Source organism: Escherichia sp. MOD1-EC5189 (assembly GCF_002966045.1).
Taxonomy (GTDB): Bacteria; Pseudomonadota; Gammaproteobacteria; order Enterobacterales; family Enterobacteriaceae; genus Escherichia; species Escherichia coli_F.
Map to the genome: position 1 here is coordinate 132,497 of NZ_PTRX01000007.1, position 26,912 is coordinate 159,408.

Consider the following 26,912-nt stretch of genomic DNA (forward strand, 5'->3'; position numbering starts at 1 on the left):
GCACTTTAATTTTGACTACCAGGAGTTCTTAATGATGGTGCAGCACCTGAAAAGACGGCCATTAAGCCGCTATCTTAAAGACTTTAAACACAGCCAGACCCATTGCGCGCATTGCCGTAAATTACTCGATCGCATTACCCTCGTTCGCGACGGCAAAATAGTGAATAAAATCGAGATTTCCCGCCTGGACACGCTGCTTGATGAAAATGGCTGGCAAGTGGAACAAAAATCATGGGCGGCATTGTGCCGATTCTGCGGTGATTTACATTGCAAAACACAGAGTGATTTTTTCGATATTATCGGCTTTAAGCAATTTCTTTTTGAGCAAACTGAAATGAGCCCAGGTACGGTGCGTGAATATGTCGTTCGTCTGCGCCGTTTGGGGAATCATCTACACGAGCAAAATATTTCCCTCGATCAGCTGCAGGACGGTTTCCTTGATGAAATCCTCGCCCCGTGGCTGCCCACTACCAGCACCAACAATTACCGCATCGCGTTACGGAAGTATCAACACTATCAGCGTCAAACGTGTACCGGACTTGTGCAGAAATCCACCAGCCTGCCTGCTTCTGATATATATTAAATAAGAATAAGATGTAGCAGAGTTGTTTTTGTGTTTACAAACAATGGCTCTACACTGCAAACAGACATAACAACATTCGGGGTGAATATGAAATTAGCACATCTGGGACGTCAGGCATTGATGGGTGTGATGGCCGTGGCGCTGGTTGCGGGCATGAGCGTTAAAAGTTTTGCAGATGAAGGTCTGCTTAATAAAGTTAAAGAGCGCGGTACGCTGCTCGTAGGGCTGGAAGGAACTTATCCGCCGTTCAGTTTTCAGGGGGATGACGGCAAATTAACCGGTTTTGAAGTGGAATTCGCCCAACAGCTGGCAAAACATCTTGGCGTTGAGGCGTCACTAAAACCGACCAAATGGGACGGTATGCTGGCGTCGCTGGACTCTAAACGCATTGATGTGGTGATTAACCAGGTCACCATTTCTGACGAGCGCAAGAAAAAATACGATTTCTCTACCCCGTACACCATTTCCGGTATTCAGGCGCTGGTGAAAAAAGGTAACGAAGGCAGCATTAAAACGGCTGATGATCTGAAAGGCAAAAAAGTGGGTGTCGGTCTGGGCACCAACTATGAAGAGTGGCTGCGCCAAAATGTTCAGGGCGTCGATGTGCGTACCTATGATGATGACCCGACCAAATATCAGGATCTGCGCGTAGGCCGTATTGATGCGATCCTCGTTGACCGTCTGGCTGCGCTGGATCTGGTGAAGAAAACCAACGATACGCTGGCAGTAACCGGTGAAGCATTCTCCCGTCAGGAGTCTGGCGTAGCGCTGCGTAAAGGAAATGAAGACCTGCTGAAAGCGGTGAATGATGCAATTGCGGAAATGCAAAAAGATGGCACTCTGCAAGCCCTTTCTGAAAAATGGTTTGGTGCTGATGTGACCAAATAATCAGCATAATGACAAAAAAGGGCGCTTTCACTAGCGCCTTTTTTATTTACGCGTTTTCAGCGTGCATAATAAGAAAATCACAACAACACACATCGGAGGCTGTTATGCCACTGCATAATTTAACCCGTTTCCCACGGTTGGAATTTATCGGCGCGCCAACGCCGCTCGAATATCTGCCACGCTTTTCTGATTATCTTGGACGGGAAATTTTCATCAAACGGGATGACGTCACCCCCATGGCAATGGGCGGCAATAAATTACGTAAGCTGGAATTTCTTGCGGCAGATGCTCTGCGCGAAGGTGCCGATACGCTGATTACTGCCGGGGCGATCCAGTCTAACCATGTGCGCCAGACTGCCGCAGTCGCTGCGAAACTCGGTCTGCACTGCGTGGCGCTGCTGGAAAATCCTATTGGCACAACCGCAGAAAACTATTTAACCAACGGCAATCGTTTGTTGCTGGATCTGTTCAATACCCAGATTGAAATGTGCGACGCACTGACCGATCCCAATGCCCAACTGGAGGAGCTGGCGACGCGAGTCGAAGCACAAGGCTTTCGCCCGTATGTCATTCCGGTTGGCGGTTCTAATGCTTTGGGTGCGCTGGGTTATGTGGAGAGTGCGCTGGAGATCGCGCAACAGTGTGAAGGGGCGGTTAATATTTCGTCGGTGGTGGTCGCATCGGGCAGTGCCGGAACTCACGCCGGACTGGCTGTTGGGCTGGAACACCTGATGCCTGAAAGCGAACTGATTGGCGTGACCGTGTCGCGTTCCGTTGCCGATCAATTGCCGAAAGTGGTTAACCTCCAACAGGCGATTGCGAAAGAACTGGAGCTGACCGCATCAGCGGAAATTTTACTCTGGGATGACTATTTTGCACCTGGCTACGGCGTGCCGAACGACGAAGGCATGGAAGCAGTGAAATTGCTGGCGCGGCTGGAAGGCATTCTGCTTGATCCTGTGTATACCGGAAAAGCGATGGCGGGGCTGATTGACGGTATCAGTCAGAAACGCTTCAAAGATGAAGGGCCGATTCTGTTTATTCATACCGGCGGCGCGCCTGCGCTGTTCGCCTATCATCCCCACGTTTAGCTCCGGAAACGCTCATGCAAGAAAGTATACAACTGGTTATTGATTCCTTGCCGTTCCTGCTGAAAGGGGCTGGGTATACGCTGCAACTCAGTATCGGCGGCATGTTTTTTGGCTTACTGCTAGGGTTTATTCTCGCGCTGATGCGCCTTTCGCCAATCTGGCCCGTGCGCTGGCTGGCGCGTTTTTATATCTCTATTTTTCGTGGTACGCCACTCATCGCACAACTGTTTATGATCTATTACGGCTTGCCGCAGTTTGGCATCGAACTAGATCCCATTCCGTCAGCAATGATTGGTCTGTCGCTAAACACTGCCGCCTATGCTGCCGAAACGCTGCGCGCCGCCATTTCTTCTATTGATAAAGGTCAGTGGGAAGCTGCTGCCAGTATTGGTATGACGCCGTGGCAGACCATGCGTCGCGCGATTTTGCCACAGGCGGCGCGGGTGGCGTTGCCGCCGCTGTCGAACAGCTTTATCAGCCTGGTAAAAGATACGTCGCTGGCCGCGACAATCCAGGTGCCGGAGCTGTTCCGTCAGGCGCAGTTGATTACCTCGCGTACGCTGGAGGTGTTCACCATGTATCTGGCGGCTTCGCTCATCTACTGGATCATGGCGACAGTGTTATCGACGTTGCAGAACCATTTTGAGAATCAACTTAATCGCCAGGAGAGAGAACCAAAATGAGTGCCATTGAAGTTAAGAACCTGGTGAAAAAATTCCACGGTCAGACGGTGCTGCATGGTATCGACCTTGAGGTGAAGCCTGGCGAAGTAGTGGCAATTATCGGTCCGAGTGGTTCCGGCAAAACCACGTTGCTACGCAGCATAAATCTGCTGGAACAACCGGAAGCGGGAACCATCACCGTTGGCGATATCACCATTGATACTGCACGTTCATTAAGTCAGCAAAAATCGCTGATTCGCCAGTTGCGTCAGCACGTCGGGTTTGTCTTCCAGAACTTTAATTTGTTTCCGCATCGTACGGTGCTGGAAAACATTATTGAAGGGCCGGTGATCGTCAAAGGCGAACCGAAAGAAGAGGCCACGGCGCGCGCTCGCGAGCTGTTGGCGAAAGTTGGGCTGGCAGGCAAAGAAACCAGCTATCCACGTCGTTTGTCTGGCGGTCAACAGCAGCGTGTCGCAATTGCGCGTGCGCTGGCAATGCGTCCTGAAGTGATTTTGTTTGACGAGCCAACGTCAGCGCTGGATCCAGAGCTGGTGGGCGAAGTCCTGAACACCATCCGCCAGCTGGCGCAGGAAAAGCGCACGATGGTGATTGTGACGCACGAAATGAGCTTTGCCCGGGATGTTGCGGACAGGGCGATCTTTATGGACCAGGGGCGGATAGTCGAGCAGGGGGCCGCAAAAGCGTTATTTGCCGATCCTCAGCTGCCTCGCACTCGCCAGTTCCTCGAGAAGTTTCTGCTGCAATAATAAGAAAAAATCAGCCCCGACGATTTACCAGTCGGGGCGGGACGCCACTTCAAACGTGATAAAACTGCTTAACAAATCAGCATAACTCATTAATAACATAAGAGAATGCGATGGCTTGCAAAAGTAATTCATTGCCTGAATAATATAAATTATATATAAATCTTATTTATGTGATAGTTTGAATTATCATTATAAATGATACTCACTCTCAGGGGCGTTGCGGTTTACTATGCAGGATACGGATTTTTTCAGCTGGCGTCGCACGATGCTGTTGCGTTTTCAGAGGATGGAGGCCGCAGAAGAGGTCTACCATGAAATAGAGCTTCAAGCTCAGCAGCTGGAGTACGATTACTATTCGTTATGTGTTCGCCACCCGGTACCATTCACGCGACCTAAAGTAGCTTTCTACACCAATTACCCTGAGGCGTGGGTGAGTTATTATCAGGCAAAAAACTTTCTCGCCATTGATCCTGTGCTGAACCCTGAAAACTTTAGTCAGGGCCATTTAATGTGGAATGATGACTTATTCAGCGAAGCACAGCCGTTATGGGAAGCCGCGCGCGCACACGGTTTACGCCGTGGTGTCACCCAGTATTTAATGCTGCCAAACCGGGCGCTGGGCTTTTTGTCCTTTTCCCGTTGCAGCGCGCGCGAAATACCCATTCTTAGTGATGAACTGCAATTAAAAATGCAGTTACTGGTGCGCGAAAGTCTGATGGCTCTGATGCGTTTAAATGATGAAATAGTGATGACGCCAGAGATGAATTTCAGCAAGCGCGAAAAAGAAATTCTGAAATGGACGGCGGAAGGGAAGACATCAGCAGAGATAGCGATGATTTTGTCAATCTCTGAGAATACGGTCAATTTCCATCAGAAAAACATGCAGAAAAAAATCAATGCACCGAATAAGACCCAGGTTGCCTGTTACGCGGCCGCTACTGGCTTAATTTGATCGCTTTTCTTTCTGCGTGCCAGATGCAAAAACCGGCTGAAAGGCACGCTCTCAGCCGGTTTTATATTACTGACGGTAGGCTTGTTTAATTTGCTTAACCGTTTTGGAAAATACTGCAGCCTGGGTTTCGTCTTCGATCAGCGCAAGCTGTTTTTCCATCTTTAACATCACGCGGCCCGCGTCAGCTTGTCCCATCGCCTGCAGCATCAGCGTCAGCATCGCTTTCAGGCAGGAGACTTCATTTGCCAGTTCTTGATTATTCTCGGCAGTAGAAAAATCAGGCGTACTCATTTATTTTCCTCGTCATGTTGCAATGAAAATTTGCGGTGAAAAATGTTAAGGCGGCGGAGTATACCATAAGCTTTGCTAAAAATAGCAGTGGTTGTTTTTTGAGCGTGCCGTCAACGGTGCTATTAAATGCGTTAATATAATGACCAATAAATATTTTTATCATGAATGTTTTTTGCCCGTATTGTTCGGGTTAATTAATGTTACATATTCAGCGGGCTGATTTTCATTTTTGCTGAATAAAGGTAATTTTTGTCACATTTCGTCGCAGGGCTTACTGTGAAACGATCCGGTAAGCCGTTGGTGACGGGCGTGACCATAACTGTGGACAATCGAATTTACAAAAACGAGAGAAAAATCGAATACCCACCATTTTTAACGTTTCAAAGTTGCAATAAAAACCGCTAATATACGAATGACTAACTATCAGTAGCGTTATCCCTATTTCTGGAGATATTCCTTTGATCAACGTTCTACTTGTTGATGACCACGAACTGGTGCGCGCAGGGATACGACGCATTCTGGAAGATATAAAGGGTATAAAAGTCGTCGGTGAGGCATCGTGCGGTGAAGACGCCGTTAAGTGGTGCCGGGCAAATGCCGTTGACGTGGTGCTAATGGACATGAGTATGCCGGGCATTGGCGGTCTTGAGGCGACGCGTAAAATCGCGCGTTCCACAGCTGATGTAAAAATCATCATGCTTACGGTCCATACAGAAAACCCTTTACCAGCGAAAGTCATGCAGGCCGGTGCTGCGGGCTACCTCAGCAAAGGCGCGGCTCCGCAGGAAGTCGTGAGTGCGATCCGTTCTGTCTATTCAGGGCAGCGTTACATTGCTTCTGACATCGCTCAACAAATGGCGTTAAGCCAGATCGAACCAGAAAAAACAGAAAGCCCATTTGCCAGTTTGTCTGAACGTGAATTGCAGATTATGCTGATGATCACCAAGGGCCAGAAGGTCAATGAGATCTCAGAACAGCTCAATCTCAGTCCGAAAACGGTGAACAGCTACCGCTATCGTATGTTCAGTAAACTAAACATTCATGGCGATGTTGAGCTGACTCACCTGGCAATTCGCCATGGTCTGTGTAATGCGGAGACATTATCAAGTCAGTGAGTGATCAGTTTGACGCAAAAGCGTTTTTAAAAAACGTAACCAGCCAGCCAGGCGTTTATCGCATGTACGATGCTGGTGGTACGGTTATCTATGTCGGCAAAGCGAAAGACCTGAAAAAACGGCTTTCCAGCTATTTCCGTAGCAACCTCGCTTCGCGCAAAACCGAAGCGCTGGTCGCCCAGATCCAGCAAATTGATGTAACGGTTACTCATACAGAAACCGAAGCGCTGTTGCTGGAACACAACTACATCAAACTCTATCAGCCGCGTTACAACGTTTTGCTACGCGATGATAAATCTTATCCTTTTATCTTCCTGAGTGGCGATACCCACCCGCGTCTGGCGATGCATCGTGGTGCGAAGCATGCCAAAGGTGAATATTTCGGCCCGTTCCCGAATGGCTATGCCGTACGTGAAACACTGGCGTTACTGCAAAAGATATTCCCCATTCGCCAGTGCGAAAATAGTGTTTATCGCAATCGCTCGCGTCCGTGTCTGCAATATCAGATAGGGCGCTGTCTGGGACCGTGCGTTGAAGGACTGGTGAGTGAAGAAGAATACGCTCAGCAGGTCGAGTATGTGCGCCTGTTTTTGTCTGGCAAAGATGATCAGGTGCTTACGCAACTCATTAGCCGTATGGAAACTGCCAGCCAGAATCTGGAGTTTGAAGAAGCGGCACGTATTCGCGACCAAATTCAGGCGGTGCGACGCGTCACCGAAAAACAGTTTGTGTCCAATACCGGCGACGACCTTGACGTTATTGGTGTGGCGTTCGATGCGGGCATGGCTTGTGTCCACGTATTGTTCATTCGTCAGGGTAAAGTGCTCGGCAGCCGCAGCTATTTCCCGAAAGTGCCGGGCGGTACGGAACTGAGCGAGGTGGTGGAAACCTTCGTAGGTCAGTTCTATTTACAAGGCAGCCAGATGCGCACCTTACCGGGAGAGATCCTGCTCGATTTTAATCTTAGCGATAAAACGCTGCTCGCCGATTCCCTTTCAGAACTGGCGGGACGCAAGATTAATGTTCAAACCAAACCTCGCGGCGATCGGGCGCGTTATCTGAAACTCGCGCGCACCAATGCGGCGACGGCCTTAACCAGCAAACTTTCGCAGCAATCTACCGTTCACCAGCGACTGACCGCGCTTGCCAGCGTGTTGAAATTGCCGGAAGTGAAGCGGATGGAGTGCTTTGACATCAGCCATACCATGGGTGAACAAACCGTCGCCTCCTGTGTGGTATTTGATGCTAACGGCCCGCTGCGTGCGGAGTATCGGCGCTATAACATTACTGGCATTACGCCGGGCGATGATTATGCGGCGATGAATCAGGTGCTGCGTCGGCGTTATGGTAAAGCCATCGACGACAGTAAGATCCCGGATGTGATCCTTATCGACGGCGGCAAAGGCCAGCTTGCGCAGGCCAAAAATGTCTTCGCCGAACTGGATGTCTCATGGGATAAAAATCATCCGCTGCTACTTGGCGTTGCCAAAGGAGCAGATCGTAAGGCTGGGCTGGAAACGCTGTTCTTTGAGCCGGAAGGTGAGGGATTCAGTTTGCCGCCAGATTCTCCCGCGCTGCATGTTATCCAGCATATTCGCGATGAATCACACGATCACGCGATTGGCGGGCACCGCAAAAAACGGGCGAAGGTCAAAAATACCAGTTCCCTGGAAACCATTGAAGGCGTCGGGCCAAAACGTCGGCAAATGTTGTTGAAATATATGGGCGGTTTGCAAGGTTTACGTAACGCCAGCGTCGAGGAAATTGCAAAAGTGCCGGGTATTTCGCAAGGTCTGGCAGAAAAGATCTTCTGGTCGTTGAAACATTGATGTCTCTGTAGCAACATAGGGGTAATCTTACTGACAACAGATAGTTACCCGTCATTATGCAATTTAATATCCCTACGTTGCTTACACTGTTCCGTGTCATCCTTATCCCATTCTTTGTATTGGTCTTTTATCTACCTGTCACCTGGTCGCCGTTTGCCGCCGCGCTCATTTTCTGCGTCGCGGCGGTGACTGACTGGTTCGATGGTTTTCTGGCACGCCGCTGGAACCAGAGTACCCGGTTTGGTGCTTTCCTTGACCCTGTAGCAGATAAAGTTCTCGTGGCTATCGCCATGGTGCTGGTAACCGAGCATTATCACAGCTGGTGGGTGACATTACCGGCGGCAACGATGATCGCCCGTGAAATTATTATTTCTGCGCTACGCGAATGGATGGCAGAGTTGGGTAAACGCAGTAGCGTGGCTGTCTCCTGGATTGGGAAAGTGAAAACCACTGCCCAGATGGTAGCGCTGGCCTGGCTGCTGTGGCGTCCGAACATTTGGGTTGAGTACGCCGGTATTGCACTTTTCTTTGTGGCTGCGGTACTGACTCTGTGGTCAATGTTGCAATATTTGAGCGCTGCGCGTGCAGATTTGCTTGATCAGTGATCGTTTCGGCGCAATTTTCAGCAAACGATCAAAAGTGGTGAAAAATATCGTTGACTCATCGCGCCAGGTAAGTAGAATGCAACGCATCGAACGGCGGCACTGATTGCCAGACGATAATAAAATCAAGTGATTAACTGATTGCTTGATGAATGCGGGAATAGCTCAGTTGGTAGAGCACGACCTTGCCAAGGTCGGGGTCGCGAGTTCGAGTCTCGTTTCCCGCTCCAGTTTAAAAGACATCGGCTTCAGCGGATGTCCGGCTGAAAGGCCTGAAGAATTTGGCGCGTTAACAAAGCGGTTATGTAGCGGATTGCAAATCCGTCTAGTCCGGTTCGACTCCGGAACGCGCCTCCACTTTCTTCCCGAGCCCGGATGGTGGAATCGGTAGACACAAGGGATTTAAAATCCCTCGGCGTTCGCGCTGTGCGGGTTCAAGTCCCGCTCCGGGTACCATGGGAAAGATAAGAATAAAATCAAAGCAATAAGCAGTGTCGTGAAACCACCTTCGGGTGGTTTTTTTGTACCTGCAACTTGTCGTTACACCCTCCTTAATTTTTAATCACCGGCAAAGCCACTCAAAAAGTATCTCTGATACGGACCGACATGTAAGATAGGTGTTGGCGAGTTGAGATCCACAAGGAAAAGCGTATGAAAACGGGACCGTTAAACGAAAGTGAGTTGGAATGGCTGGACGATATTCTGACCAAATACAACACTGACCACGCCATTCTTGATGTGGCGGAGCTGGACGGTTTATTGACGGCGGTGTTGAGTTCTCCGCAAGAGATTGAACCGGCACAGTGGCTGGTTGCCGTATGGGGTGGGGCTGACTATGTGCCACGCTGGGCGTCAGAGAAAGAGATGACGCGCTTTATGAACCTGGCTTTTCAGCATATGACCGATACCGCAGAGCGTCTGAACGAATTCCCGGAGCAGTTTGAGCCGTTATTCGGCTTGCGAGAAGTCGATGGCAGCGAGCTGACGATTGTTGAGGAGTGGTGCTTTGGCTATATGCGGGGCGTGGCACTTTCTGACTGGTCAACGTTGCCCGATTCGTTAAAACCGGCGCTGGAGGCGATTGCGCTGCACGGTACTGAGGAAAACTTCGAGCGGGTAGAGAAGATGTCGCCAGAAGCGTTTGAAGAGAGCGTAGATGCCATTCGACTGGCGGCGCTTGATTTACATGCATACTGGATGGCGCATCCGCAGGAAAAAGCTGTTCAGCAACCGATCAAAGCAGAAGAGAAACCGGGTCGTAACGATCCTTGTCCGTGCGGCAGTGGTAAGAAATTTAAGCAGTGCTGCCTGCATTAAGAGGTCAAATTGGGTGTCAGCGTTAATTCTGGCACCCAATAAGATCTAATCATCCCACTTCTGGTAACAAGCCTGCCGCAATCAAAAATTGCACGCCAATCACAGCAATACCACAGAGAAACACCACCACCAGCGCCGGACGACCACCTTTCACCCGGTAACCCGCCTGAGGATTGTGCTTTCTGCTTTGCCAGGTCAACAGCGAAGGGATAATCAATGCCAGTACCGCCAGCGCCACACCGGCGTAACCCAGCGCCATTACAAATCCTCGTGGATAAAACAGTGCAAACGCTAACGGCGGCAGAAAGGTAATTGCACCAGTTTGCAATCGTCCACCAACGGTATTTGAACGCTGAAACAAATCTGCCAGATAATCAAATAAACCTAACGCAACGCCGAGGAATGACGTGGCGAGGGCTAAATCAGCAAATAAATGCACCGCCAGCTCAACATGCGGAGAGGCCACCATTTCGCGTAACGCCTGTAACAGCCCGTTTAATCCGGCATGATTAGCCAGCAATCCCATAAAGGTTGTTGAATCAATGCTGCCAAGCGTCGCCAGCTGCCAGAAAATATATGCCACCAGGGGGATCGCACTACCGGTTATAAACACCCAGCGTAGCTTACGAATATTGCCATCCATATAACTGACAATGCTCGGCACGCTACCGTGAAAACCAAACGACGTAAAAATCACTGGGATTGCAGACAGTGCCAGCCCCTGTTGCAACGGCAGGGTTAAAAGATTCACCTTATGAATATGCGGAAGTAGCAGTACCAGCATCACCACCAGAAAAATAATTTTGGCGCTGAACAGAAAACGGTTAAATAAATCGACCAGCGAAGTTCCGACACAAACCACGCCACCGGCAACAAAAGTGAACAACAGCACGCCAGCGGTTGCCGACATTGAAATACCTGTCCAGTCGCTGATGCTGGAAGCCAACAATTCACCAGCACCGCTGATGTATGCCGCAGTCAGAGCATACATTAAGAACATCATACTGAAGCCCGTCAGCCACTGACCGTAGCGTCCCAGATAGCGTTTTGCCAGCGTGCCCAGACCGGTATCTGCCGGGACATGCTGGTACACCTCCAGTAGTAATAGCGCCGTGTAGCACATCAACGCCCAAAGCCCAATCAACAAGATAAACGTGACGCTAAAACCAACACCTGCCGCAGCCAGCGGCATTGCCAGCATGCCTGCGCCAATTGTGGTTCCCGCCACGATAAAAACACTTCCCAGAGTTCTGTTTTTCACGCTTTCTTCTGTCCTGACGATCTTTATGAGTGATATCTGCGGCGCAGGTTAAGGCATAACGGCGGATTCGTCAAACCGGCGTTACATATGGTGTAAATATAAATGTACAATAAAATGCGTTCAGTCCTGCGCTGGCGCAAAGTCTTGGTAAGCGGCAATCGCTACGCTAGCCTTTTTTTGAGGAGGAACGATGGACTCTATTCACGGTCATGAAGTGTTAAATATGATGATTGAATCAGGCGAGCAATATACGCATGCCAGTCTGGAAGCAGCGATTAAAGCGCGTTTTGGTGAACAGGCACGTTTTCACACCTGCTCGGCAGAAGGGATGACAGCGGGAGAGCTGGTAGCGTTTCTGGCAGCAAAAGGCAAATTTATACCTTCGGAAGACGGTTTTTCAACCGATCAGAGTAAGATTTGCCGTCACTGATTTGAAACGGCGGCAGTAAACCTGCCGCCGGAGAGCATTAGTTTTGTGTGTCGAGGGTAGAGAGTTCTTTGTCGATAAAATACAAACCTTCGCCGCTTTTGCCTGCCAGGCTTAATTTATCAATAATCGATTTGAACAGTTTCTCTTCTTCATGCTGCTCAGAAACATACCATTGCAGGAAATTAAATGTTGGGTAGTCCTGATTGGTCATTGCAGCATGAGCCAGTTCGTTAATTTTCTGCGTGATTAATTGTTCGTGTTTATAGGTTTCCTGGAATAATTCATCAAGTGAGGAATATTCAGCAAACGGAGATTCAACGGTATTAATACGCGGTAAGTTGCCGGTATCAGTCAGATAATCAAACAGACGCTGCATATGCGTCATCTCTTCCTGGGCGTGGCGGCGCAGGAACGCGGCAGCACCTTCGAAGGTATGATAGCTGCACCAGGCGCTCATTTGCTGATAAAGCAGTGAAGAGTACAGTTCCAGGTTCATCTGCTCATTAAGTTTTTCAATCATTTCTGGTTTCAGCATGATAGTGCTCCACAAAGGTTATATTTGTTGCTGTGGCGTCACTATAATTTGTTATTTTATTATTTGCAAAAGGTAAAATATAAACTTCATTTATTAAAAATACGAATGGGAATAAAACGCATTACCGCTATTTATTTAATCAGCGAAGATCCCCCTCGCTGATTAAAACGTTTAGAGAAAGACAGGGAAGGCGGAATGATGGCACTGATATGACAAAGTGAATTCCGTATTCAAACATAAGGAACCCGCAAAGAGGCTACAGTTGCCTACTGGCTGACCAAAGGGGATAGCGTGGGTATAGCCTTCCTGCTGGCATGCGCGATCGGCGATCCCGCGACTGACATAACGATCGGTACGGGCATGCTGCAAAAAAGCCTGATCATAAACCAACCGAACAATACCTGTTGCCGCGTCAACTTCGCCCACATGAGCCTGGCGAGTAACTGTGCACCCCGCCAGCGTTATTAATGAAAGAGTCAGAATCAGAAGTCTCATGGTCCAGCCAGAAGAGTAAAAGAAAGCAGTATTTTACGCGTTACAGCGCTGCGACAATGGCCGGAAAAGACGCCTGGCAGGCGCTATTTCTCGCCATCTGTATGTGTCAGAAATGGGGGTGCTGCTTTTTGATTATCATTTTTATAACATTAAAGGGGTATTTATGTGATTTGCATCACATAAAGATTGATTTTTGTGATGGTTGTCATATTATAAGTGCAAAGACAATAACACCTGCATAACAAATAGTCGGAGTGCCGCGATGAAACTGCGCAAGATCCTGAAAAGTATGTTCAATAACTATTGCAAGACGTTCAAAGACGTACCGCCAGGCAATATGTTCCGATAACAAAAAACCTGCTCCGGCAGGTTTTTTTGTGTCCTGATGACGGTGTATGTGACTATCGCTGAAGATGTGAAGCCGCTACTATAACGGCTTTCAAAATGCTATCAGGAGTTTACGATGTCCCAGCCGCTGAATGCCGATCAGGAACTGGTTTCTGATGTGGTTGCTTGCCAGTTGGTTATCAAACAAATTCTCGACGTTCTGGATGTAATCGCGCCCGTTGAAGTTCGCGAAAAAATGTCCAGCCAGCTGAAGAATATCGACTTTACTCACCATCCCGCCGCCGCAGACCCGGTCACCATGCGGGCAATCCAAAAAGCCATCGCGCTGATTGAACTCAAGTTTACCCCACAGGGTGAATCCCATTAAAAAACCGCTGCTTCAAAAAGATGAGGCAGCGGTTTCTCAAAAACTTCATCGGCGCAATGCATTAGCGCCGATGATGATCAATGCAGCTGATGCGACACGACATTCAGAACATGTTGGTCGGTCTGCACAGGGCACATACCAGCAAGTTTCGCACTGCGCACTTCATCAAGAATGGTTTGCAGCAACAGGCCATCATGCTGCTGTTCTTTTTCCAGATCGCGCAGGAAATTGACGGTTGAATCATCATTCAGTTCTTTCGCTTCATCGGCTAACTGCGCCAGCGTGCTTGAACGTTGCTCGTATTCTTCCATCGTTTTTTGGAAAAGTTCTTCCAGTGAGTTCAGTTTTTCACCGGGAACATCAATGGCTTTAACGATGGGAGTAGCGCCGACACTCTTCATAAAGTTAAACATGCGCATCATTTGGGTCACGTTACTCTGTGCCTGGGCGCGAAGGAAAGTGGCGGTGCCGTTCAGACTCTGTTCAGAACACCAGTTACTCAGGTGAAGGTAGAGATTGGATGCGTAAAACTCGCGGTTCATTTGAGAGTTGAGTTTGAGAAGCATTCCAGCGGTTGCCATACCTAATATCCTTATATCCAGAAGTGGAGAGGTGCAAGATAAATCAAAACACCATAATTACTGTTTGCAGAATAATTCCTTTCTGCCGGTCCGAAATGTGATCGTGGAGTCAATTCTGACGATGATCTGAAATAAGAATAACGTCTGAACGGGTATAAGAAAATGCTTAAATCATCAAGTTTATATATTTTTACATTTCATTGATGAAATCAATGTAACTGCAATGAATTTTAATGATGATGCTTTTTGTATCTTGTTGATATTAATAGGGGGATTTGAATTCATGATGAAGCAATGATTTTTTAAAACGTTTTTTCATTTTTGCGATATGGCTCTCAGTATACGTGTTCTGTTAATTAATGAGCACAGTGATAATTAATGGCGAAATGAATGACGCGCATTTTCCACATCTTTGAGTTGCGGTTATTACACCATTTCAAAAGCTCAACGCCAGGTAATGTGGCCAATTGACTGGTTAAAAAGAAGACGTTCCGTATGGGTACAAAACACAACAAGGACTTCCAGGCTAATCTTATGGATTAATCTGCTGTGTACTCGATGATTTGTCTGACAAATGAGCCTTTCTCTATGTCTTTTCCCGCTAAATTTATGCACGTTCTCACTGTAATTCTGCGATGTGATATTGCTCTCCTATGGAGAATTAATTTCTCGCTAAAACTATGTCAACACAGTCACTTATCTTTTAGTTAAAAGGTAATGCTTTGTTTTCCGATTAAATTAACGAGAGTTATTCGTTTTTGCCCTACACAAAACGACACTAAAGCTGGAGAGAACCATGCACAAATTTACTAAAGCCCTGGCAGCCATTGGTCTGGCAGCCGTTATGTCACAATCCGCTATGGCGGAGAACTTGAAGCTCGGTTTCCTGGTGAAGCAACCGGAAGAGCCGTGGTTCCAGACCGAATGGAAGTTTGCCGATAAAGCCGGGAAGGATTTAGGGTTTGAGGTTATTAAGATTGCCGTGCCGGATGGCGAAAAAACATTGAACGCGATCGACAGCCTGGCAGCCAGTGGCGCAAAAGGTTTCGTTATTTGTACTCCGGACCCGAAGCTCGGCTCTGCCATTGTGGCGAAAGCGCGTGGCTACGATATGAAAGTCATTGCCGTGGATGACCAGTTTGTTAACGCCAAAGGTAAGCCAATGGATACCGTTCCTCTGGTGATGATGGCGGCGACTAAAATTGGCGAACGTCAGGGCCAGGAACTGTATAAAGAGATGCAGAAACGTGGCTGGGATGTCAAAGAAAGCGCGGTGATGGCGATTACCGCCAACGAACTGGATACGGCACGTCGCCGTACTACGGGATCTATGGATGCGCTGAAAGCGGCCGGATTCCCGGAAAAACAAATTTATCAGGTACCTACCAAATCTAACGACATCCCGGGGGCATTTGACGCTGCCAACTCAATGCTGGTTCAACATCCGGAAGTTAAACATTGGCTGATCGTCGGTATGAACGACAGCACCGTACTTGGCGGCGTACGTGCAACCGAAGGTCAGGGCTTTAAAGCAGCCGATATCATCGGTATTGGTATTAACGGTGTGGATGCAGTAAGCGAACTGTCTAAAGCACAGGCAACCGGCTTCTACGGTTCCCTGCTGCCAAGCCCGGACGTACATGGCTATAAATCCAGTGAAATGCTTTACAACTGGGTAGCAAAAGACGTTGAACCGCCAAAATTTACCGAAGTTACCGACGTGGTACTGATCACGCGTGACAACTTTAAAGAAGAACTGGAGAAAAAAGGTTTAGGCGGTAAGTAATTTGCCGGAAAAATTCCCCTCTGCATGATGCAGAGGGGGTGTGAACGACCAGTGATTCACGGAGACGTTATGCAACAGTCTACCCCGTATCTCTCATTTCGCGGCATCGGTAAAACGTTTCCCGGCGTTAAGGCGCTGACGGATATTAGTTTTGACTGCTATGCCGGTCAGGTTCATGCGTTGATGGGTGAAAATGGCGCAGGAAAATCAACTCTCTTAAAAATCCTCAGCGGCAACTATGCGCCAACCACGGGTTCTGTAGTGATTAATGGACAAGAAATGTCCTTTTCCGACACGACCGCGGCACTTAACGCGGGTGTGGCGATTATTTATCAGGAACTGCATCTCGTGCCGGAAATGACCGTCGCGGAAAACATCTATCTCGGCCAGCTTCCTCATAAAGGCGGCATAGTGAATCGCTCACTGCTGAATTATGAAGCGGGTTTACAACTTAAACATCTTGGTATGGATATTGACCCGGATACGCCGCTGAAATATCTCTCTATTGGTCAGTGGCAGATGGTTGAGATTGCCAAAGCGCTGGCGCGTAACGCCAAAATCATCGCCTTTGATGAGCCAACCAGTTCCCTTTCTGCCCGTGAAATCGACAATCTTTTCCGCGTTATTCGTGAACTGCGTAAAGAAGGGCGCGTGATCTTATATGTTTCTCACCGTATGGAAGAAATATTTGCCCTCAGTGATGCCATCACCGTCTTTAAAGATGGGCGTTATGTCAAAACCTTTACCGATATGCAGCAGGTTGATCATGACGCGCTGGTGCAGGCGATGGTCGGGCGCGACATCGGCGATATCTACGGCTGGCAACCGCGTAGTTATGGCGAGGAGCGGCTGCGTCTTGATGCTGTGAAAGCACCAGGCGTGCGTACGCCAATAAGTCTGGCGGTTCGTAGTGGTGAAATTGTCGGTCTGTTTGGTCTGGTGGGGGCCGGGCGCAGTGAATTAATGAAAGGCATGTTTGGCGGGACGCAAATCACCGCCGGTCAGGTTTATATCGACCAACAGCCGATCGATATCCGTAAACCGGGTCATGCCATTGCCGCAGGCATGATGCTCTGCCCGGAAGATCGTAAAGCGGAAGGCATTATTCCTGTGCACTCCGTTCGCGACAATATCAACATCAGTGCCAGACGCAAACATGTGCTCGGCGGTTGTGTAATCAACAACGGTTGGGAAGAAAACAATGCCGATCACCACATTCGTTCGCTCAACATCAAAACCCCGGGCGCAGAGCAACTGATCATGAATCTTTCAGGCGGAAATCAGCAAAAAGCCATTCTGGGCCGCTGGTTATCGGAAGAGATGAAGGTCATTTTGCTGGATGAACCTACGCGCGGCATTGATGTTGGTGCTAAGCATGAAATTTACAACGTGATTTATGCGCTGGCAGCGCAGGGCGTGGCGGTGCTGTTTGCCTCCAGCGACTTACCCGAAGTCCTCGGCGTTGCCGACCGGATTGTAGTGATGCGGGAAGGCGAAATCGCCGGTGAATTGTTACACGAGCAGGCAGATGAGCGTCAGGCATTAAGCCTTGCGATGCCTAAAGTCAGCCAGGCAGTTGCCTGAGTAAGGAGAGTATGATGTCTTCTGTTTCTACATCGGGTTCTGGCGCACCTAAGTCGTCTTTCAGCTTTGGGCGTATCTGGGATCAGTACGGCATGCTGGTGGTGTTTGCGGTGCTTTTTATCGCCTGCGCCATTTTTGTCCCAAATTTTGCCACCTTCATTAATATGAAAGGGTTGGGCCTGGCAATTTCTATGTCGGGGATGGTGGCGTGTGGCATGTTGTTCTGCCTTGCTTCCGGTGACTTTGACCTTTCTGTCGCCTCCGTAATTGCCTGTGCGGGTGTCACCACGGCGGTGGTTATCAACCTGACTGAAAGCCTGTGGATTGGCGTGGCAGCGGGTTTGTTGCTGGGCGTTCTCTGTGGTCTGGTCAATGGCTTTGTTATCGCCAAACTGAAAATAAATGCCCTGATCACGACACTGGCAACGATGCAGATTGTTCGAGGTCTGGCGTACATCATTTCAGACGGTAAAGCGGTCGGTATCGAAGATGAAAGCTTCTTTGCCCTTGGTTACGCCAACTGGTTCGGTCTGCCTGCGCCAATCTGGCTTACCGTCGCGTGTCTGATTGTCTTTGGTTTGCTGTTGAATAAAACCACCTTTGGGCGTAACACCCTGGCGATTGGCGGGAACGAAGAGGCAGCGCGTCTGGCGGGTGTACCGGTTGTTCGCACCAAAATTATTATCTTTGTTCTCTCTGGTCTGGTATCAGCGATAGCCGGAATTATTCTGGCTTCACGTATGACCAGTGGGCAGCCAATGACGTCGATTGGTTATGAGCTGATTGTTATCTCCGCCTGCGTTTTAGGTGGCGTTTCTCTGAAAGGTGGCATCGGAAAAATCTCATATGTGGTGGCGGGTATCTTAATTTTAGGCACCGTGGAAAACGCCATGAACCTGCTTAATATTTCTCCTTTCGCCCAGTACGTGGTTCGCGGCTTAATCCTGCTGGCAGCGGTGATCTTCGACCGTTACAAGCAAAAAGCGAAACGTACTGTTTGATGCTTTCTTCTGCAACAATTTAGCGTTTTTTCCCACCACAGCCAGCCGCCACAACGGTTGGCTGTTCTTCGTTACAAATGGCGACCCCCGTCACACTGTCTATACTTACATGTCTGTAAAGCGCGTTCTGCGCAACACAATAAGAAAAGAGAAGGAGGAGAACCGGGTGACAGAACCGTTAACCGAAACCCCTGAACTATCCGCGAAATATGCCTGGTTTTTTGATCTCGATGGAACGCTGGCGGAAATCAAACCGCATCCCGATCAGGTGGTCGTGCCTGACAATATTCTGCAAGGACTTCAGCTACTGGCAACCGCAAGTGATGGTGCATTGGCATTGATATCAGGGCGCTCAATGGTAGAGCTTGACGCTTTGGCAAAACCTTATCGCTTCCCGTTAGCGGGCGTGCATGGGGCGGAGCGCCGTGACATCAATGGTAAAACGCATATCGTTCATCTGCCGGATGCGATTGCGCGTGATATTAGCGTGCAACTGCATACGGCTATCGCCCAGCTTCCCGGCGCGGAGCTGGAGACGAAAGGGATGGCCTTTGCGCTGCATTATCGTCAGGCTCCGCAGCATGAAGACGCATTAATGACATTAGCGCAACGTATTACTCAGATCTGGCCACAAATGGCGTTACAGCAGGGAAAGTGTGTTGTCGAGATCAAGCCGCGAGGCACCAGTAAAGGTGAGGCGATTGCTGCCTTTATGCAGGAAGCTCCCTTTATCGGGCGAACGCCGGTATTTCTGGGCGATGATTTAACCGATGAATCTGGCTTCGCTGTCGTTAACCGGCTGGGCGGAATGTCAGTAAAAATTGGCACAGGCGCAACTCAGGCATCATGGCGACTGGCGGCCGTGCCGGATGTCTGGGGCTGGCTTGAAATGATAACCACCGCATTACAACAAAAAAGAGAAAATAACAGGAGTGATGACTATGAGTCGTTTAGTCGTAGTATCTAACCGGATTGCACCACCAGATGAGCACGCCGCCAGTGCCGGTGGCCTTGCCGTTGGCATACTGGGGGCACTGAAAGCCGCAGGTGGACTGTGGTTTGGCTGGAGTGGCGAAACAGGAAATGAGGATCAGCCGCTAAAAAAGGTGAAAAAGGGTAACATTACGTGGGCCTCTTTTAACCTTAGCGAACAGGACCTTGACGAATACTACAACCAATTCTCCAATGCCGTTCTCTGGCCTGCTTTTCATTATCGCCTCGATCTGGTGCAATTTCAGCGTCCTGCCTGGGACGGCTATCTACGCGTAAATGCGTTGCTGGCAGATAAATTACTGCCGCTGTTGCAAGACGATGACATTATCTGGATCCACGATTATCACCTGTTGCCCTTTGCGCATGAATTACGCAAACGTGGGGTGAATAATCGCATTGGTTTCTTTTTGCATATTCCTTTCCCGACACCGGAAATCTTCAACGCGCTGCCGACATATGACACCTTGCTTGAACAGCTTTGTGATTATGATTTGCTGGGTTTCCAGACAGAAAACGATCGTCTGGCGTTCCTGGATTGCCTTTCTAACCTGACCCGTGTCACGACGCGTAGCGCAAAAAGCCATACGGCCTGCGGCAAAGCGTTTCGAACAGAAGTTTACCCGATCGGTATTGAGCCGAAAGAAATAGCGAAACAGGCTGCCGGACCACTGCCGCCAAAACTGGCGCAACTCAAAGCGGAACTGAAAAACGTACAGAACATCTTTTCTGTTGAACGACTGGATTATTCCAAAGGTTTGCCGGAGCGTTTTCTCGCCTATGAAGCGTTACTGGAAAAATATCCGCAACATCACGGTAAAATTCGTTATACCCAGATCGCGCCAACGTCGCGTGGTGATGTGCAAGCCTATCAGGATATTCGTCATCAGCTCGAAAATGAAGCCGGACGAATTAATGGTAAATATGGGCAATTAGGCTGGACGCCGCTTTATTATTTGAATCAGCATTTTGACCGTAAATTACTGATGAAAATATTCCGCTACTCTGACGTGGGCTTAGTGACGCCACTGCGTGACGGGATGAACCTGGTGGCAAAAGAGTATGTTGCCGCTCAGGACCCAGCCAACCCGGGCGTACTTGTTCTTTCGCAATTTGCGGGAGCGGCAAACGAGTTAACGTCGGCGTTAATGGTTAATCCCTACGATCGTGACGAAGTTGCAGCTGCGCTGGATCGTGCATTGACTATGTCGCTGGCGGAACGTATTTCCCGTCATGCAGAAATGCTGGACGTTATCGTGAAAAACGATATTAACCACTGGCAGGAGTGCTTCATTAGCGACCTAAAGCAGATAGTTCCGCGAAGCGCGGAAAGCCAGCAGCGCGATAAAGTTGCTACCTTTCCTAAGCTTGCGTAAGTGCGGTTAATCTCCCGTAAGTGGAACTAACAGCACATCGACCTCACTTGAGGCAATCACTCTTTTCGCCGAGCAGGATGCTCGCGAAAAGAAACTGTGATTGTGATTACCGCAAATCACCAAATCGAAATGATGTTTGCGACAAACCTCCAGAATATGTTCGCTTAACTCACCGTAGGCAATAAACGTCTCGTCAACGGGATACCCCGCATCCTGAATTAACTTATCAAGAAAGCTTTGCGTTTCTTCCTGCATCACGCTGCGTAAATCTTCAAGCATCGGCGCGGCTAATTGATTGTACATTTCCGGGTCGGAAGCGAGAGTAATTAAACTGATGTGTCCCTTTACTGGCCTGGCGATAGATACCGCTTTTGCTAGCAGTTGCTGACTTTCCGGTGTAACCGCAACGGCGACAAGAATATTGCTATAGCTCATAACCTGTTCCTTATTCTGTGAACTTCAGGTGACATTAAAGCTTTACTCCTAATGGAGAATCGACGCAATCCCAACTCAGTCAAACAGGTAAATATTAGTGTGATTATTAGTAAATACAATTAATCAATCACTCTCGGTGATCATATGATTTCAACTGTAATTATAAGAAAATAATGTACTGATTCTCCATATCAAACAAGTGGTTAATATATGTAAAACATTTTATTAACATTAAGTTGATTGTTGCCTTTCTTTGTATTTAATTAGTTTGTTGTGCGGTAAGTGTCTGTTTAAAAATAGCTTATCGGGTATTGCATTAAAGCAATTATTTATAGCAGATGATTATTTACGGTGAGTTATTTTAACTGTGCGCAACATCCCATTTCGATTATTCCTGTTTCATTTTTACTTGCTATCGTAGCGAAAAACTTTTTAACAGATTGAAATACACCCAAAACAAAAGTATGACTTATACATTTATGTTAAGTAATTGAGCGTTTTGTGTGATCTGCATCACACATTATTGAAAATCGCAGCCCCCCTCCGTTGTATGTGAGTGTAGTGACGAGTAAAGTTGCGTCGATTTAGGAAAAATCTTAGATAAGTGTAAAGAACCCCTTCTATTTGTAAGGACTTATTAAATCCAAAAAAGGGCTCTGCCTATTGCAGCTTATCGCAACTATTCTAATGCTAATTATTTTTTACCGGGGCTTCCCGGCGACATCACGGGGTGCGGTGAGACCGCATAAAAATAAAGTTGGTTATTCTGGGTGGGAATAATGCATACCTCCGAGTTGCTGAAACACATTTATGACATCAACTTGTCATATTTACTACTTGCACAGCGTCTGATTGTTCAGGACAAAGCGTCCGCAATGTTTCGTCTCGGCATAAATGAAGAAATGGCGACAACGTTAGCGGCACTGACTCTTCCGCAAATGGTTAAGCTGGCAGAAACCAATCAACTGGTTTGTCACTTCCGTTTTGACAGCCACCAGACGATTACTCAGTTGACGCAAGATTCCCGCGTTGACGATCTCCAGCAAATTCATACCGGCATCATGCTCTCAACACGCTTGCTGAATGATGTTAATCAGCCTGAAGAAGCGCTGCGCAAGAAAAGGGCGTGATCATGAGTGAAAAAAGCATTGTTCAGGAAGCGCGGGATATTCAGCTGGCAATGGAATTGATTACCCTGGGCGCTCGTTTGCAGATGCTGGAAAGCGAAACACAGTTAAGTCGCGGACGCCTGATAAAACTCTATAAAGAACTGCGCGGAAGCCCACCGCCGAAAGGCATGCTGCCATTCTCAACCGACTGGTTTATGACCTGGGAACAAAACGTTCATGCTTCGATGTTCTGTAACGCATGGCAGTTTTTACTGAAAACCGGCTTGTGTAATGGCGTCGATGCGGTAATCAAAGCCTACCGTTTATACCTTGAACAGTGCCCGCAAGCAGAAGAAGGACCGCTACTGGCATTAACCCGTGCCTGGACATTGGTACGGTTTGTTGAAAGTGGATTACTGCAACTTTCCAGCTGCAACTGCTGCGGCGGCAATTTTATTACCCACGCTCACCAGCCTGTTGGCAGCTTTGCCTGCAGCTTATGTCAGCCGCCATCCCGGGCAGTAAAAAGACGTAAACTTTCTCAGAATCCTGCCGATATTATCCCACAACTGCTGGATGAACAGAGAGTACAGGCTGTTTAACTGATACGGTGTGGCGAAACATTCCAGCAGCGGTAACGACGTACCGCTGCTTTTTTTTGCCCCAATCGCACGTTAACGTCTGACGACTGAACATCCTGTCATGGTCAACAGTGGAAGGATGATGTCGTGCTTATCTTATTAGGTTACCTGGTTGTTCTCGGTACAGTTTTCGGCGGTTATCTGATGACCGGTGGAAGCCTTGGAGCACTCTATCAACCCGCTGAACTGGTGATTATTGCCGGTGCAGGGATTGGGTCGTTTATCGTCGGCAATAATGGTAAAGCGATTAAAGGCACGCTGAAGGCGCTGCCGTTACTATTTCGTCGCTCCAAATATACCAAAGCAATGTATATGGATCTGCTCGCTCTGCTTTATCGGTTGATGGCGAAATCGCGGCAGATGGGGATGTTTTCGCTGGAACGCGATATTGAAAATCCCCGTGAGAGCGAGATCTTCGCCAGCTACCCACGCATCCTTGCGGATAGCGTCATGCTTGATTTTATCGTCGATTATCTGCGCCTGATTATCAGCGGTCACATGAATACCTTCGAAATTGAAGCCCTGATGGATGAAGAGATTGAGACGCACGAAAGCGAAGCAGAAGTCCCGGCGAACAGTCTGGCATTGGTCGGGGACTCACTTCCGGCGTTTGGTATTGTCGCGGCTGTGATGGGGGTCGTTCACGCGTTAGGTTCAGCCGATCGTCCTGCCGCCGAGCTGGGGGCGCTTATCGCACATGCGATGGTGGGGACTTTCCTCGGTATTTTATTGGCTTACGGATTTATTTCCCCATTAGCGAGTGTTTTACGTCAGAAAAGCGCCGAAACCAGCAAAATGATGCAATGCGTGAAAGTCACACTGCTTTCTAATCTGAACGGTTACGCACCGCCTATCGCCGTTGAGTTTGGTCGCAAAACGCTCTATTCCAGCGAACGTCCGTCGTTTATTGAACTGGAAGAGCATGTGCGTGCGGTGAAAAATCCGCAACAACAGACGACAACCGAGGAAGCATGAAGAGTCAAGCGCATCCGATAATTGTCGTCAAACGACGCAAAGCCAAAAGCCACGGGGCAGCACATGGATCGTGGAAGATTGCTTATGCCGACTTTATGACCGCGATGATGGCCTTTTTTCTGGTGATGTGGCTAATCTCCATCTCCAGCCCAAAAGAGCTGATTCAGATTGCGGAGTACTTCCGGACTCCACTGGCGACTGCGGTTACGGGCGGCGATCGCATTTCTAATAGTGAAAGCCCAATTCCCGGTGGGGGTGATGATTACACCCAAAGCCAGGGGGAAGTGAATAAGCAGCCGAACATCGAAGAGCTGAAAAAACGCATGGAGCAAAGTCGATTGCGGAAATTGCGTGGCGATCTCGACCAGTTGATTGAATCCGATCCGAAACTGCGGGCGTTACGTCCACATCTCAAAATCGATCTGGTCCAGGAAGGTCTACGTATTCAGATCATCGATAGCCAGAATCGCCCGATGTTCAGAACCGGCAGTGCCGACGTCGAACCCTATATGCGCGACATTCTGCGCGCCATCGCGCCCGTTCTGAATGGTATTCCCAACCGTATTAGCCTTTCGGGTCATACCGATGATTTCCCTTACGCCAGTGGTGAGAAAGGATATAGCAACTGGGAGCTTTCTGCCGATCGAGCCAATGCATCCCGCCGCGAACTGATGGTTGGCGGATTGGATGGCGGCAAAGTGTTACGTGTCGTCGGCATGGCGGCAACGATGCGCTTAAGCGATCGAGGTCCTGATGATGCTGTCAACCGTCGCATCAGCCTGCTGGTACTGAACAAACAAGCCGAACAGGCCATTTTGCATGAAAACGCCGAAAGCCAGAATGAGCCAGTAAGCGCCCTGGAAAAACCTGAGGTTGCACCACAGGTCAGTGTTCCCACAATGCCATCAGCCGAACCGAGGTGACAGCGTGAGCATGGATATAAGCGATTTTTATCAGACATTTTTTGATGAAGCGGACGAACTGTTGGCTGACATGGAGCAGCATCTGCTGGTTTTGCAGCCGGAAGCGCCAGATGCCGAACAATTGAATGCCATCTTTCGGGCTGCCCACTCGATCAAAGGAGGGGCAGGAACCTTTGGCTTCAGCGTTTTGCAGGAAACCACGCATCTGATGGAAAACCTGCTCGACGAAGCCAGACGAGGTGAGATGCAACTCAACACCGACATTATTAATCTGTTTTTGGAAACGAAGGACATCATGCAAGAACAGCTCGACGCTTATAAACAGTCGCAAGAGCCGGATGCCGCCAGCTTCGATTATATCTGCCAGGCCTTGCGTCAACTGGCATTAGAAGCGAAAGGCGAAATGCCATCCGCAGTGACCCGATTAAGTGTGGTTGCCAAAAGTGAACCGCAAGATGAGCAGAGTCGCTGTCAGTCACCGCGTCGAATTATCCTTTCTCGCCTGAAGGCCGGGGAAGTCGACCTGCTGGAAGAAGAGCTGGGACATCTGACAACCCTAACTGACGTGGTAAAGGGGGCGGATTCTCTCTCGGCAATATTACCGGGCGACATTGCCGAAGATGACATCACAGCGGTACTCTGTTTTGTGATCGAGGCCGATCAGATTACCTTTGAAACAGTAGAAGTTTCGCCAAAAACATCTCCCCCACCAGTGCTTAAACTGGCAACCGAACAAGCCCCAACTGGACGCGTGGAGCGGGAAAAAACGACACGCAGCAGTGAATCCACCAGCATTCGTGTGGCGGTAGAAAAGGTTGATCAACTGATTAACCTCGTCGGCGAGCTGGTCATCACCCAGTCCATGCTTGCCCAGCGTTCCAGCGAACTGGACCCGGTTAATCATGGTGATTTGATTACCAGCATGGGGCAGTTACAACGTAACGCTCGTGATTTGCAGGAATCAGTGATGTCGATTCGCATGATGCCGATGGAGTATGTCTTTAGTCGCTATCCCCGCCTGGTGCGAGATCTGGCGGGAAAACTCGGCAAGCAGGTAGAACTGACGCTGGTGGGCAGTTCCACTGAACTCGACAAGAGCCTGATAGAACGCATTATCGACCCGCTGACCCACCTGGTACGCAATAGCCTCGATCACGGTATTGAACTGCCAGAAAAACGGCTCGCCGCAGGTAAAAACAGCGTCGGAAATTTAATTCTGTCTGCCGAACATCAGGGCGGCAACATTTGCATTGAAGTGACCGACGATGGGGCGGGGCTAAACCGTGAGCGAATTCTGGCAAAAGCGGCCTCGCAAGGTTTGACTGTCAGCGAAAACATGAGCGACGACGAAGTCGCGATGCTGATATTTGCACCTGGCTTCTCCACGGCGGAGCAGGTCACCGACGTCTCCGGGCGCGGCGTCGGCATGGACGTCGTTAAACGTAATATCCAGGAGATGGGCGGTCATGTCGAAATCCAGTCGAAGCAGGGTACTGGCACTACGATCCGCATTTTACTGCCGCTGACGCTGGCCATCCTCGACGGCATGTCCGTACGCGTTGCGGATGAAGTTTTCATTCTGCCGCTGAATGCGGTCATGGAATCACTGCAACCCCGTGAAGCCGATCTGCATCCACTGGCCGGCGGCGAGCGGGTGCTGGAAGTGCGGGGTGAATATCTGCCCATCGTCGAACTGTGGAAAGTATTCAACGTCGCGGGCGCGAAAACCGAAGCCACCCAGGGAATTGTGGTGATCTTACAAAGTGGCGGTCGCCGCTACGCCTTGCTGGTGGATCAATTAATTGGTCAACACCAGGTTGTGGTTAAAAACCTTGAAAGTAACTATCGCAAAGTCCCCGGCATTTCTGCTGCGACCATTCTTGGCGACGGCAGCGTGGCACTGATTGTTGATGTCTCCGCCTTGCAGGCGATAAACCGCGAACAACGTATGGCGAACACCGCCGCCTGAATGAGT

At 49.1% G+C, this 26,912-nt stretch carries 31 protein-coding genes and 3 tRNA genes; 26 read left to right on the forward strand and 8 right to left on the reverse strand.

Annotation, left to right across the window (positions count from 1 at the left end; all coding sequences use genetic code 11):
• Positions 1–31: 31 nt before the first annotated feature.
• The 6 genes from fliZ (at position 32) to sdiA (ending at position 4,946) form a co-directional block, all read left to right on the forward strand.
• The gene (gene fliZ / locus ATB02_RS08360) at positions 32–583 is read left to right on the forward strand and encodes a flagella biosynthesis regulatory protein FliZ (protein WP_001354737.1); all 552 of its coding nucleotides are present in this window, start codon (positions 32–34) and stop codon (positions 581–583) included.
• An 87-nt stretch (positions 584–670) separates the two neighbouring features.
• A complete protein-coding gene (gene tcyJ, locus ATB02_RS08365; protein ID WP_001353139.1) occupies positions 671–1,471 on the forward strand; it encodes a cystine ABC transporter substrate-binding protein in 801 nt (266 codons plus the stop codon).
• Positions 1,472–1,575: 104 nt separating this feature from the next.
• Positions 1,576–2,562 carry a D-cysteine desulfhydrase gene (gene dcyD, locus ATB02_RS08370; protein ID WP_001128215.1) on the forward strand — a complete coding sequence of 329 codons (987 nt, stop codon included), beginning with the start codon at positions 1,576–1,578 and terminating at the stop codon, positions 2,560–2,562.
• A 14-nt stretch (positions 2,563–2,576) separates the two neighbouring features.
• Positions 2,577–3,245 carry a cystine ABC transporter permease gene (tcyL, locus tag ATB02_RS08375; protein ID WP_001158220.1) on the forward strand — a complete coding sequence of 223 codons (669 nt, stop codon included), beginning with the start codon at positions 2,577–2,579 and terminating at the stop codon, positions 3,243–3,245.
• The gene (tcyN, locus tag ATB02_RS08380) at positions 3,242–3,994 is read left to right on the forward strand and encodes an L-cystine ABC transporter ATP-binding protein TcyN (RefSeq protein ID WP_001272993.1); all 753 of its coding nucleotides are present in this window, start codon (positions 3,242–3,244) and stop codon (positions 3,992–3,994) included. Before tcyL ends, tcyN begins: the two co-directional genes overlap by 4 nt.
• A gap of 229 nt (positions 3,995–4,223) precedes the next feature.
• Positions 4,224–4,946 (forward strand): transcriptional regulator SdiA, encoded by a 723-nt coding sequence (gene sdiA / locus ATB02_RS08385; protein ID WP_001154267.1) that lies wholly within the window; start codon positions 4,224–4,226, stop codon positions 4,944–4,946.
• A 66-nt stretch (positions 4,947–5,012) separates the two neighbouring features.
• Here the strand turns inward: sdiA and yecF are convergent, their stop codons facing one another.
• From yecF to ATB02_RS26980, 3 genes are read right to left on the reverse strand one after another with little or no spacing between them, the layout of a single operon-like run.
• Entirely contained in the window at positions 5,013–5,237 is a 225-nt protein-coding gene (gene yecF, locus ATB02_RS08390) for a DUF2594 family protein YecF (protein WP_000106474.1), read from the reverse strand.
• Positions 5,224–5,400: a protein YecU gene (gene yecU, locus ATB02_RS26065; RefSeq protein WP_001302050.1), complete on the reverse strand. Its 177-nt coding sequence runs from the start codon at positions 5,398–5,400 to the stop codon at positions 5,224–5,226. Before yecU ends, yecF begins: the two co-directional genes overlap by 14 nt.
• Positions 5,401–5,437: 37 nt before the next feature.
• Positions 5,438–5,554, reverse strand: a complete 117-nt coding sequence (locus tag ATB02_RS26980; RefSeq protein WP_001302039.1) for a hypothetical protein — start codon at positions 5,552–5,554, stop codon at positions 5,438–5,440.
• A gap of 141 nt (positions 5,555–5,695) precedes the next feature.
• On the opposite strand from ATB02_RS26980, the gene uvrY reads away from it, so the two are divergent.
• From uvrY to yecA, 7 genes are all read left to right on the forward strand, one after another.
• Positions 5,696–6,352: a UvrY/SirA/GacA family response regulator transcription factor gene (gene uvrY / locus ATB02_RS08400; RefSeq protein WP_000611328.1), complete on the forward strand. Its 657-nt coding sequence runs from the start codon at positions 5,696–5,698 to the stop codon at positions 6,350–6,352.
• Entirely contained in the window at positions 6,349–8,181 is a 1,833-nt protein-coding gene (gene uvrC / locus ATB02_RS08405) for an excinuclease ABC subunit UvrC (protein WP_105271410.1), read from the forward strand. The genes uvrY and uvrC overlap by 4 nt, the downstream gene beginning before the upstream one ends.
• A 56-nt stretch (positions 8,182–8,237) precedes the next feature.
• Positions 8,238–8,786, forward strand: a complete 549-nt coding sequence (pgsA, locus tag ATB02_RS08410; RefSeq protein WP_001160187.1) for a CDP-diacylglycerol--glycerol-3-phosphate 3-phosphatidyltransferase — start codon at positions 8,238–8,240, stop codon at positions 8,784–8,786.
• A 151-nt stretch (positions 8,787–8,937) separates the two neighbouring features.
• Positions 8,938–9,013, forward strand: a tRNA-Gly gene (locus ATB02_RS08415).
• Positions 9,014–9,066: 53 nt separating this feature from the next.
• Positions 9,067–9,140 (forward strand) — tRNA-Cys (locus ATB02_RS08420).
• A gap of 12 nt (positions 9,141–9,152) precedes the next feature.
• A tRNA-Leu gene (locus ATB02_RS08425) sits at positions 9,153–9,239 on the forward strand.
• A 195-nt stretch (positions 9,240–9,434) separates the two neighbouring features.
• The gene (yecA, locus tag ATB02_RS08430) at positions 9,435–10,100 is read left to right on the forward strand and encodes a UPF0149 family protein YecA (RefSeq protein WP_023351583.1); all 666 of its coding nucleotides are present in this window, start codon (positions 9,435–9,437) and stop codon (positions 10,098–10,100) included.
• A gap of 49 nt (positions 10,101–10,149) precedes the next feature.
• On the opposite strand, the gene tyrP is transcribed toward yecA, so the two are convergent.
• On the reverse strand, positions 10,150–11,361 hold the full coding sequence (tyrP, locus tag ATB02_RS08435; protein ID WP_105271411.1) for a tyrosine transporter TyrP: 1,212 nt from the start codon (positions 11,359–11,361) through the stop codon (positions 10,150–10,152).
• A 190-nt stretch (positions 11,362–11,551) separates the two neighbouring features.
• On the opposite strand from tyrP, the gene ATB02_RS08440 reads away from it, so the two are divergent.
• On the forward strand, positions 11,552–11,791 hold the full coding sequence (locus ATB02_RS08440; RefSeq protein WP_000377223.1) for a YecH family metal-binding protein: 240 nt from the start codon (positions 11,552–11,554) through the stop codon (positions 11,789–11,791).
• A 37-nt stretch (positions 11,792–11,828) separates the two neighbouring features.
• Here the strand turns inward: ATB02_RS08440 and ftnA are convergent, their stop codons facing one another.
• Both ftnA and ATB02_RS08450 read right to left on the reverse strand, forming a co-directional pair.
• Positions 11,829–12,326, reverse strand: coding sequence for a non-heme ferritin (gene ftnA, locus ATB02_RS08445; RefSeq protein ID WP_000917208.1), 498 nt, complete (start codon positions 12,324–12,326; stop codon positions 11,829–11,831).
• A 171-nt stretch (positions 12,327–12,497) separates the two neighbouring features.
• Positions 12,498–12,821, reverse strand: a complete 324-nt coding sequence (locus ATB02_RS08450) for a YecR-like lipofamily protein (protein ID WP_001237859.1) — start codon at positions 12,819–12,821, stop codon at positions 12,498–12,500.
• A gap of 262 nt (positions 12,822–13,083) precedes the next feature.
• On the opposite strand from ATB02_RS08450, the gene azuC reads away from it, so the two are divergent.
• Together azuC and yecJ are read left to right on the forward strand one after the other, a co-directional pair.
• Positions 13,084–13,170 (forward strand): stress response protein AzuC, encoded by an 87-nt coding sequence (azuC, locus tag ATB02_RS26070; protein ID WP_010723106.1) that lies wholly within the window; start codon positions 13,084–13,086, stop codon positions 13,168–13,170.
• A 114-nt stretch (positions 13,171–13,284) separates the two neighbouring features.
• Positions 13,285–13,536: a DUF2766 family protein YecJ gene (gene yecJ, locus ATB02_RS08465; RefSeq protein ID WP_000082120.1), complete on the forward strand. Its 252-nt coding sequence runs from the start codon at positions 13,285–13,287 to the stop codon at positions 13,534–13,536.
• Positions 13,537–13,613: 77 nt separating this feature from the next.
• On the opposite strand, the gene ATB02_RS08470 is transcribed toward yecJ, so the two are convergent.
• On the reverse strand, positions 13,614–14,117 hold the full coding sequence (locus ATB02_RS08470; protein ID WP_000179469.1) for a non-heme ferritin-like protein: 504 nt from the start codon (positions 14,115–14,117) through the stop codon (positions 13,614–13,616).
• Between the two features lie 796 nt (positions 14,118–14,913).
• Here ATB02_RS08470 and araF point away from each other — a divergent pair.
• The 5 genes from araF to otsA all read left to right on the forward strand — a co-directional run bounded on the left by araF (position 14,914) and on the right by otsA (position 20,854).
• The gene (gene araF, locus ATB02_RS08480; protein ID WP_000548675.1) at positions 14,914–15,903 is read left to right on the forward strand and encodes an arabinose ABC transporter substrate-binding protein AraF; all 990 of its coding nucleotides are present in this window, start codon (positions 14,914–14,916) and stop codon (positions 15,901–15,903) included.
• Positions 15,904–15,972: 69 nt separating this feature from the next.
• Positions 15,973–17,487: an arabinose ABC transporter ATP-binding protein AraG gene (gene araG, locus ATB02_RS08485; RefSeq protein ID WP_105271412.1), complete on the forward strand. Its 1,515-nt coding sequence runs from the start codon at positions 15,973–15,975 to the stop codon at positions 17,485–17,487.
• Between the two features lie 14 nt (positions 17,488–17,501).
• On the forward strand, positions 17,502–18,488 hold the full coding sequence (gene araH / locus ATB02_RS08490; protein ID WP_001306740.1) for an arabinose ABC transporter permease AraH: 987 nt from the start codon (positions 17,502–17,504) through the stop codon (positions 18,486–18,488).
• Positions 18,489–18,654: 166 nt separating this feature from the next.
• Positions 18,655–19,455 carry a trehalose-phosphatase gene (otsB, locus tag ATB02_RS08495; protein ID WP_105271413.1) on the forward strand — a complete coding sequence of 267 codons (801 nt, stop codon included), beginning with the start codon at positions 18,655–18,657 and terminating at the stop codon, positions 19,453–19,455.
• On the forward strand, positions 19,430–20,854 hold the full coding sequence (gene otsA / locus ATB02_RS08500) for an alpha,alpha-trehalose-phosphate synthase (RefSeq protein WP_105271414.1): 1,425 nt from the start codon (positions 19,430–19,432) through the stop codon (positions 20,852–20,854). Before otsB ends, otsA begins: the two co-directional genes overlap by 26 nt.
• Positions 20,855–20,860: 6 nt before the next feature.
• On the opposite strand, the gene uspC is transcribed toward otsA, so the two are convergent.
• Positions 20,861–21,289, reverse strand: a complete 429-nt coding sequence (gene uspC, locus ATB02_RS08505; RefSeq protein ID WP_000122421.1) for a universal stress protein UspC — start codon at positions 21,287–21,289, stop codon at positions 20,861–20,863.
• 779 nt (positions 21,290–22,068) lie between these two features.
• On the opposite strand from uspC, the gene flhD reads away from it, so the two are divergent.
• From flhD to cheA, 5 genes are all read left to right on the forward strand, one after another.
• A complete protein-coding gene (gene flhD, locus ATB02_RS08510) occupies positions 22,069–22,419 on the forward strand; it encodes a flagellar transcriptional regulator FlhD (protein ID WP_001295647.1) in 351 nt (116 codons plus the stop codon).
• Between the two features lie 2 nt (positions 22,420–22,421).
• Positions 22,422–23,000: a flagellar transcriptional regulator FlhC gene (gene flhC, locus ATB02_RS08515; protein WP_001291603.1), complete on the forward strand. Its 579-nt coding sequence runs from the start codon at positions 22,422–22,424 to the stop codon at positions 22,998–23,000.
• Between the two features lie 126 nt (positions 23,001–23,126).
• Positions 23,127–24,014: a flagellar motor stator protein MotA gene (gene motA, locus ATB02_RS08520; RefSeq protein WP_000906336.1), complete on the forward strand. Its 888-nt coding sequence runs from the start codon at positions 23,127–23,129 to the stop codon at positions 24,012–24,014.
• The gene (motB, locus tag ATB02_RS08525) at positions 24,011–24,937 is read left to right on the forward strand and encodes a flagellar motor protein MotB (protein WP_105271415.1); all 927 of its coding nucleotides are present in this window, start codon (positions 24,011–24,013) and stop codon (positions 24,935–24,937) included. The genes motA and motB overlap by 4 nt, the downstream gene beginning before the upstream one ends.
• 4 nt (positions 24,938–24,941) lie before the next feature.
• Positions 24,942–26,906, forward strand: a complete 1,965-nt coding sequence (gene cheA, locus ATB02_RS08530) for a chemotaxis protein CheA (RefSeq protein ID WP_077760049.1) — start codon at positions 24,942–24,944, stop codon at positions 26,904–26,906.
• Positions 26,907–26,912: the final 6 nt, after the last annotated feature.

Coding starts and splice junctions, on each gene's coding strand:
- fliZ (WP_001354737.1), top strand. CDS start 32: ATGATGGTGCAGCACCTGAAAAGACGGCCATTAAGCCGCTATCTTAAA.
- tcyJ (WP_001353139.1), top strand. CDS start 671: ATGAAATTAGCACATCTGGGACGTCAGGCATTGATGGGTGTGATGGCC.
- dcyD (WP_001128215.1), top strand. CDS start 1,576: ATGCCACTGCATAATTTAACCCGTTTCCCACGGTTGGAATTTATCGGC.
- tcyL (WP_001158220.1), top strand. CDS start 2,577: ATGCAAGAAAGTATACAACTGGTTATTGATTCCTTGCCGTTCCTGCTG.
- tcyN (WP_001272993.1), top strand. CDS start 3,242: ATGAGTGCCATTGAAGTTAAGAACCTGGTGAAAAAATTCCACGGTCAG.
- sdiA (WP_001154267.1), top strand. CDS start 4,224: ATGCAGGATACGGATTTTTTCAGCTGGCGTCGCACGATGCTGTTGCGT.
- yecF (WP_000106474.1), bottom strand. CDS start 5,237: ATGAGTACGCCTGATTTTTCTACTGCCGAGAATAATCAAGAACTGGCA.
- yecU (WP_001302050.1), bottom strand. CDS start 5,400: ATGATAAAAATATTTATTGGTCATTATATTAACGCATTTAATAGCACC.
- ATB02_RS26980 (WP_001302039.1), bottom strand. CDS start 5,554: ATGGTCACGCCCGTCACCAACGGCTTACCGGATCGTTTCACAGTAAGC.
- pgsA (WP_001160187.1), top strand. CDS start 8,238: ATGCAATTTAATATCCCTACGTTGCTTACACTGTTCCGTGTCATCCTT.
- yecA (WP_023351583.1), top strand. CDS start 9,435: ATGAAAACGGGACCGTTAAACGAAAGTGAGTTGGAATGGCTGGACGAT.
- ATB02_RS08440 (WP_000377223.1), top strand. CDS start 11,552: ATGGACTCTATTCACGGTCATGAAGTGTTAAATATGATGATTGAATCA.
- ftnA (WP_000917208.1), bottom strand. CDS start 12,326: ATGCTGAAACCAGAAATGATTGAAAAACTTAATGAGCAGATGAACCTG.
- ATB02_RS08450 (WP_001237859.1), bottom strand. CDS start 12,821: ATGAGACTTCTGATTCTGACTCTTTCATTAATAACGCTGGCGGGGTGC.
- azuC (WP_010723106.1), top strand. CDS start 13,084: ATGAAACTGCGCAAGATCCTGAAAAGTATGTTCAATAACTATTGCAAG.
- yecJ (WP_000082120.1), top strand. CDS start 13,285: ATGTCCCAGCCGCTGAATGCCGATCAGGAACTGGTTTCTGATGTGGTT.
- ATB02_RS08470 (WP_000179469.1), bottom strand. CDS start 14,117: ATGGCAACCGCTGGAATGCTTCTCAAACTCAACTCTCAAATGAACCGC.
- araF (WP_000548675.1), top strand. CDS start 14,914: ATGCACAAATTTACTAAAGCCCTGGCAGCCATTGGTCTGGCAGCCGTT.
- araG (WP_105271412.1), top strand. CDS start 15,973: ATGCAACAGTCTACCCCGTATCTCTCATTTCGCGGCATCGGTAAAACG.
- araH (WP_001306740.1), top strand. CDS start 17,502: ATGTCTTCTGTTTCTACATCGGGTTCTGGCGCACCTAAGTCGTCTTTC.
- otsA (WP_105271414.1), top strand. CDS start 19,430: ATGAGTCGTTTAGTCGTAGTATCTAACCGGATTGCACCACCAGATGAG.
- uspC (WP_000122421.1), bottom strand. CDS start 21,289: ATGAGCTATAGCAATATTCTTGTCGCCGTTGCGGTTACACCGGAAAGT.
- flhD (WP_001295647.1), top strand. CDS start 22,069: ATGCATACCTCCGAGTTGCTGAAACACATTTATGACATCAACTTGTCA.
- flhC (WP_001291603.1), top strand. CDS start 22,422: ATGAGTGAAAAAAGCATTGTTCAGGAAGCGCGGGATATTCAGCTGGCA.
- motB (WP_105271415.1), top strand. CDS start 24,011: ATGAAGAGTCAAGCGCATCCGATAATTGTCGTCAAACGACGCAAAGCC.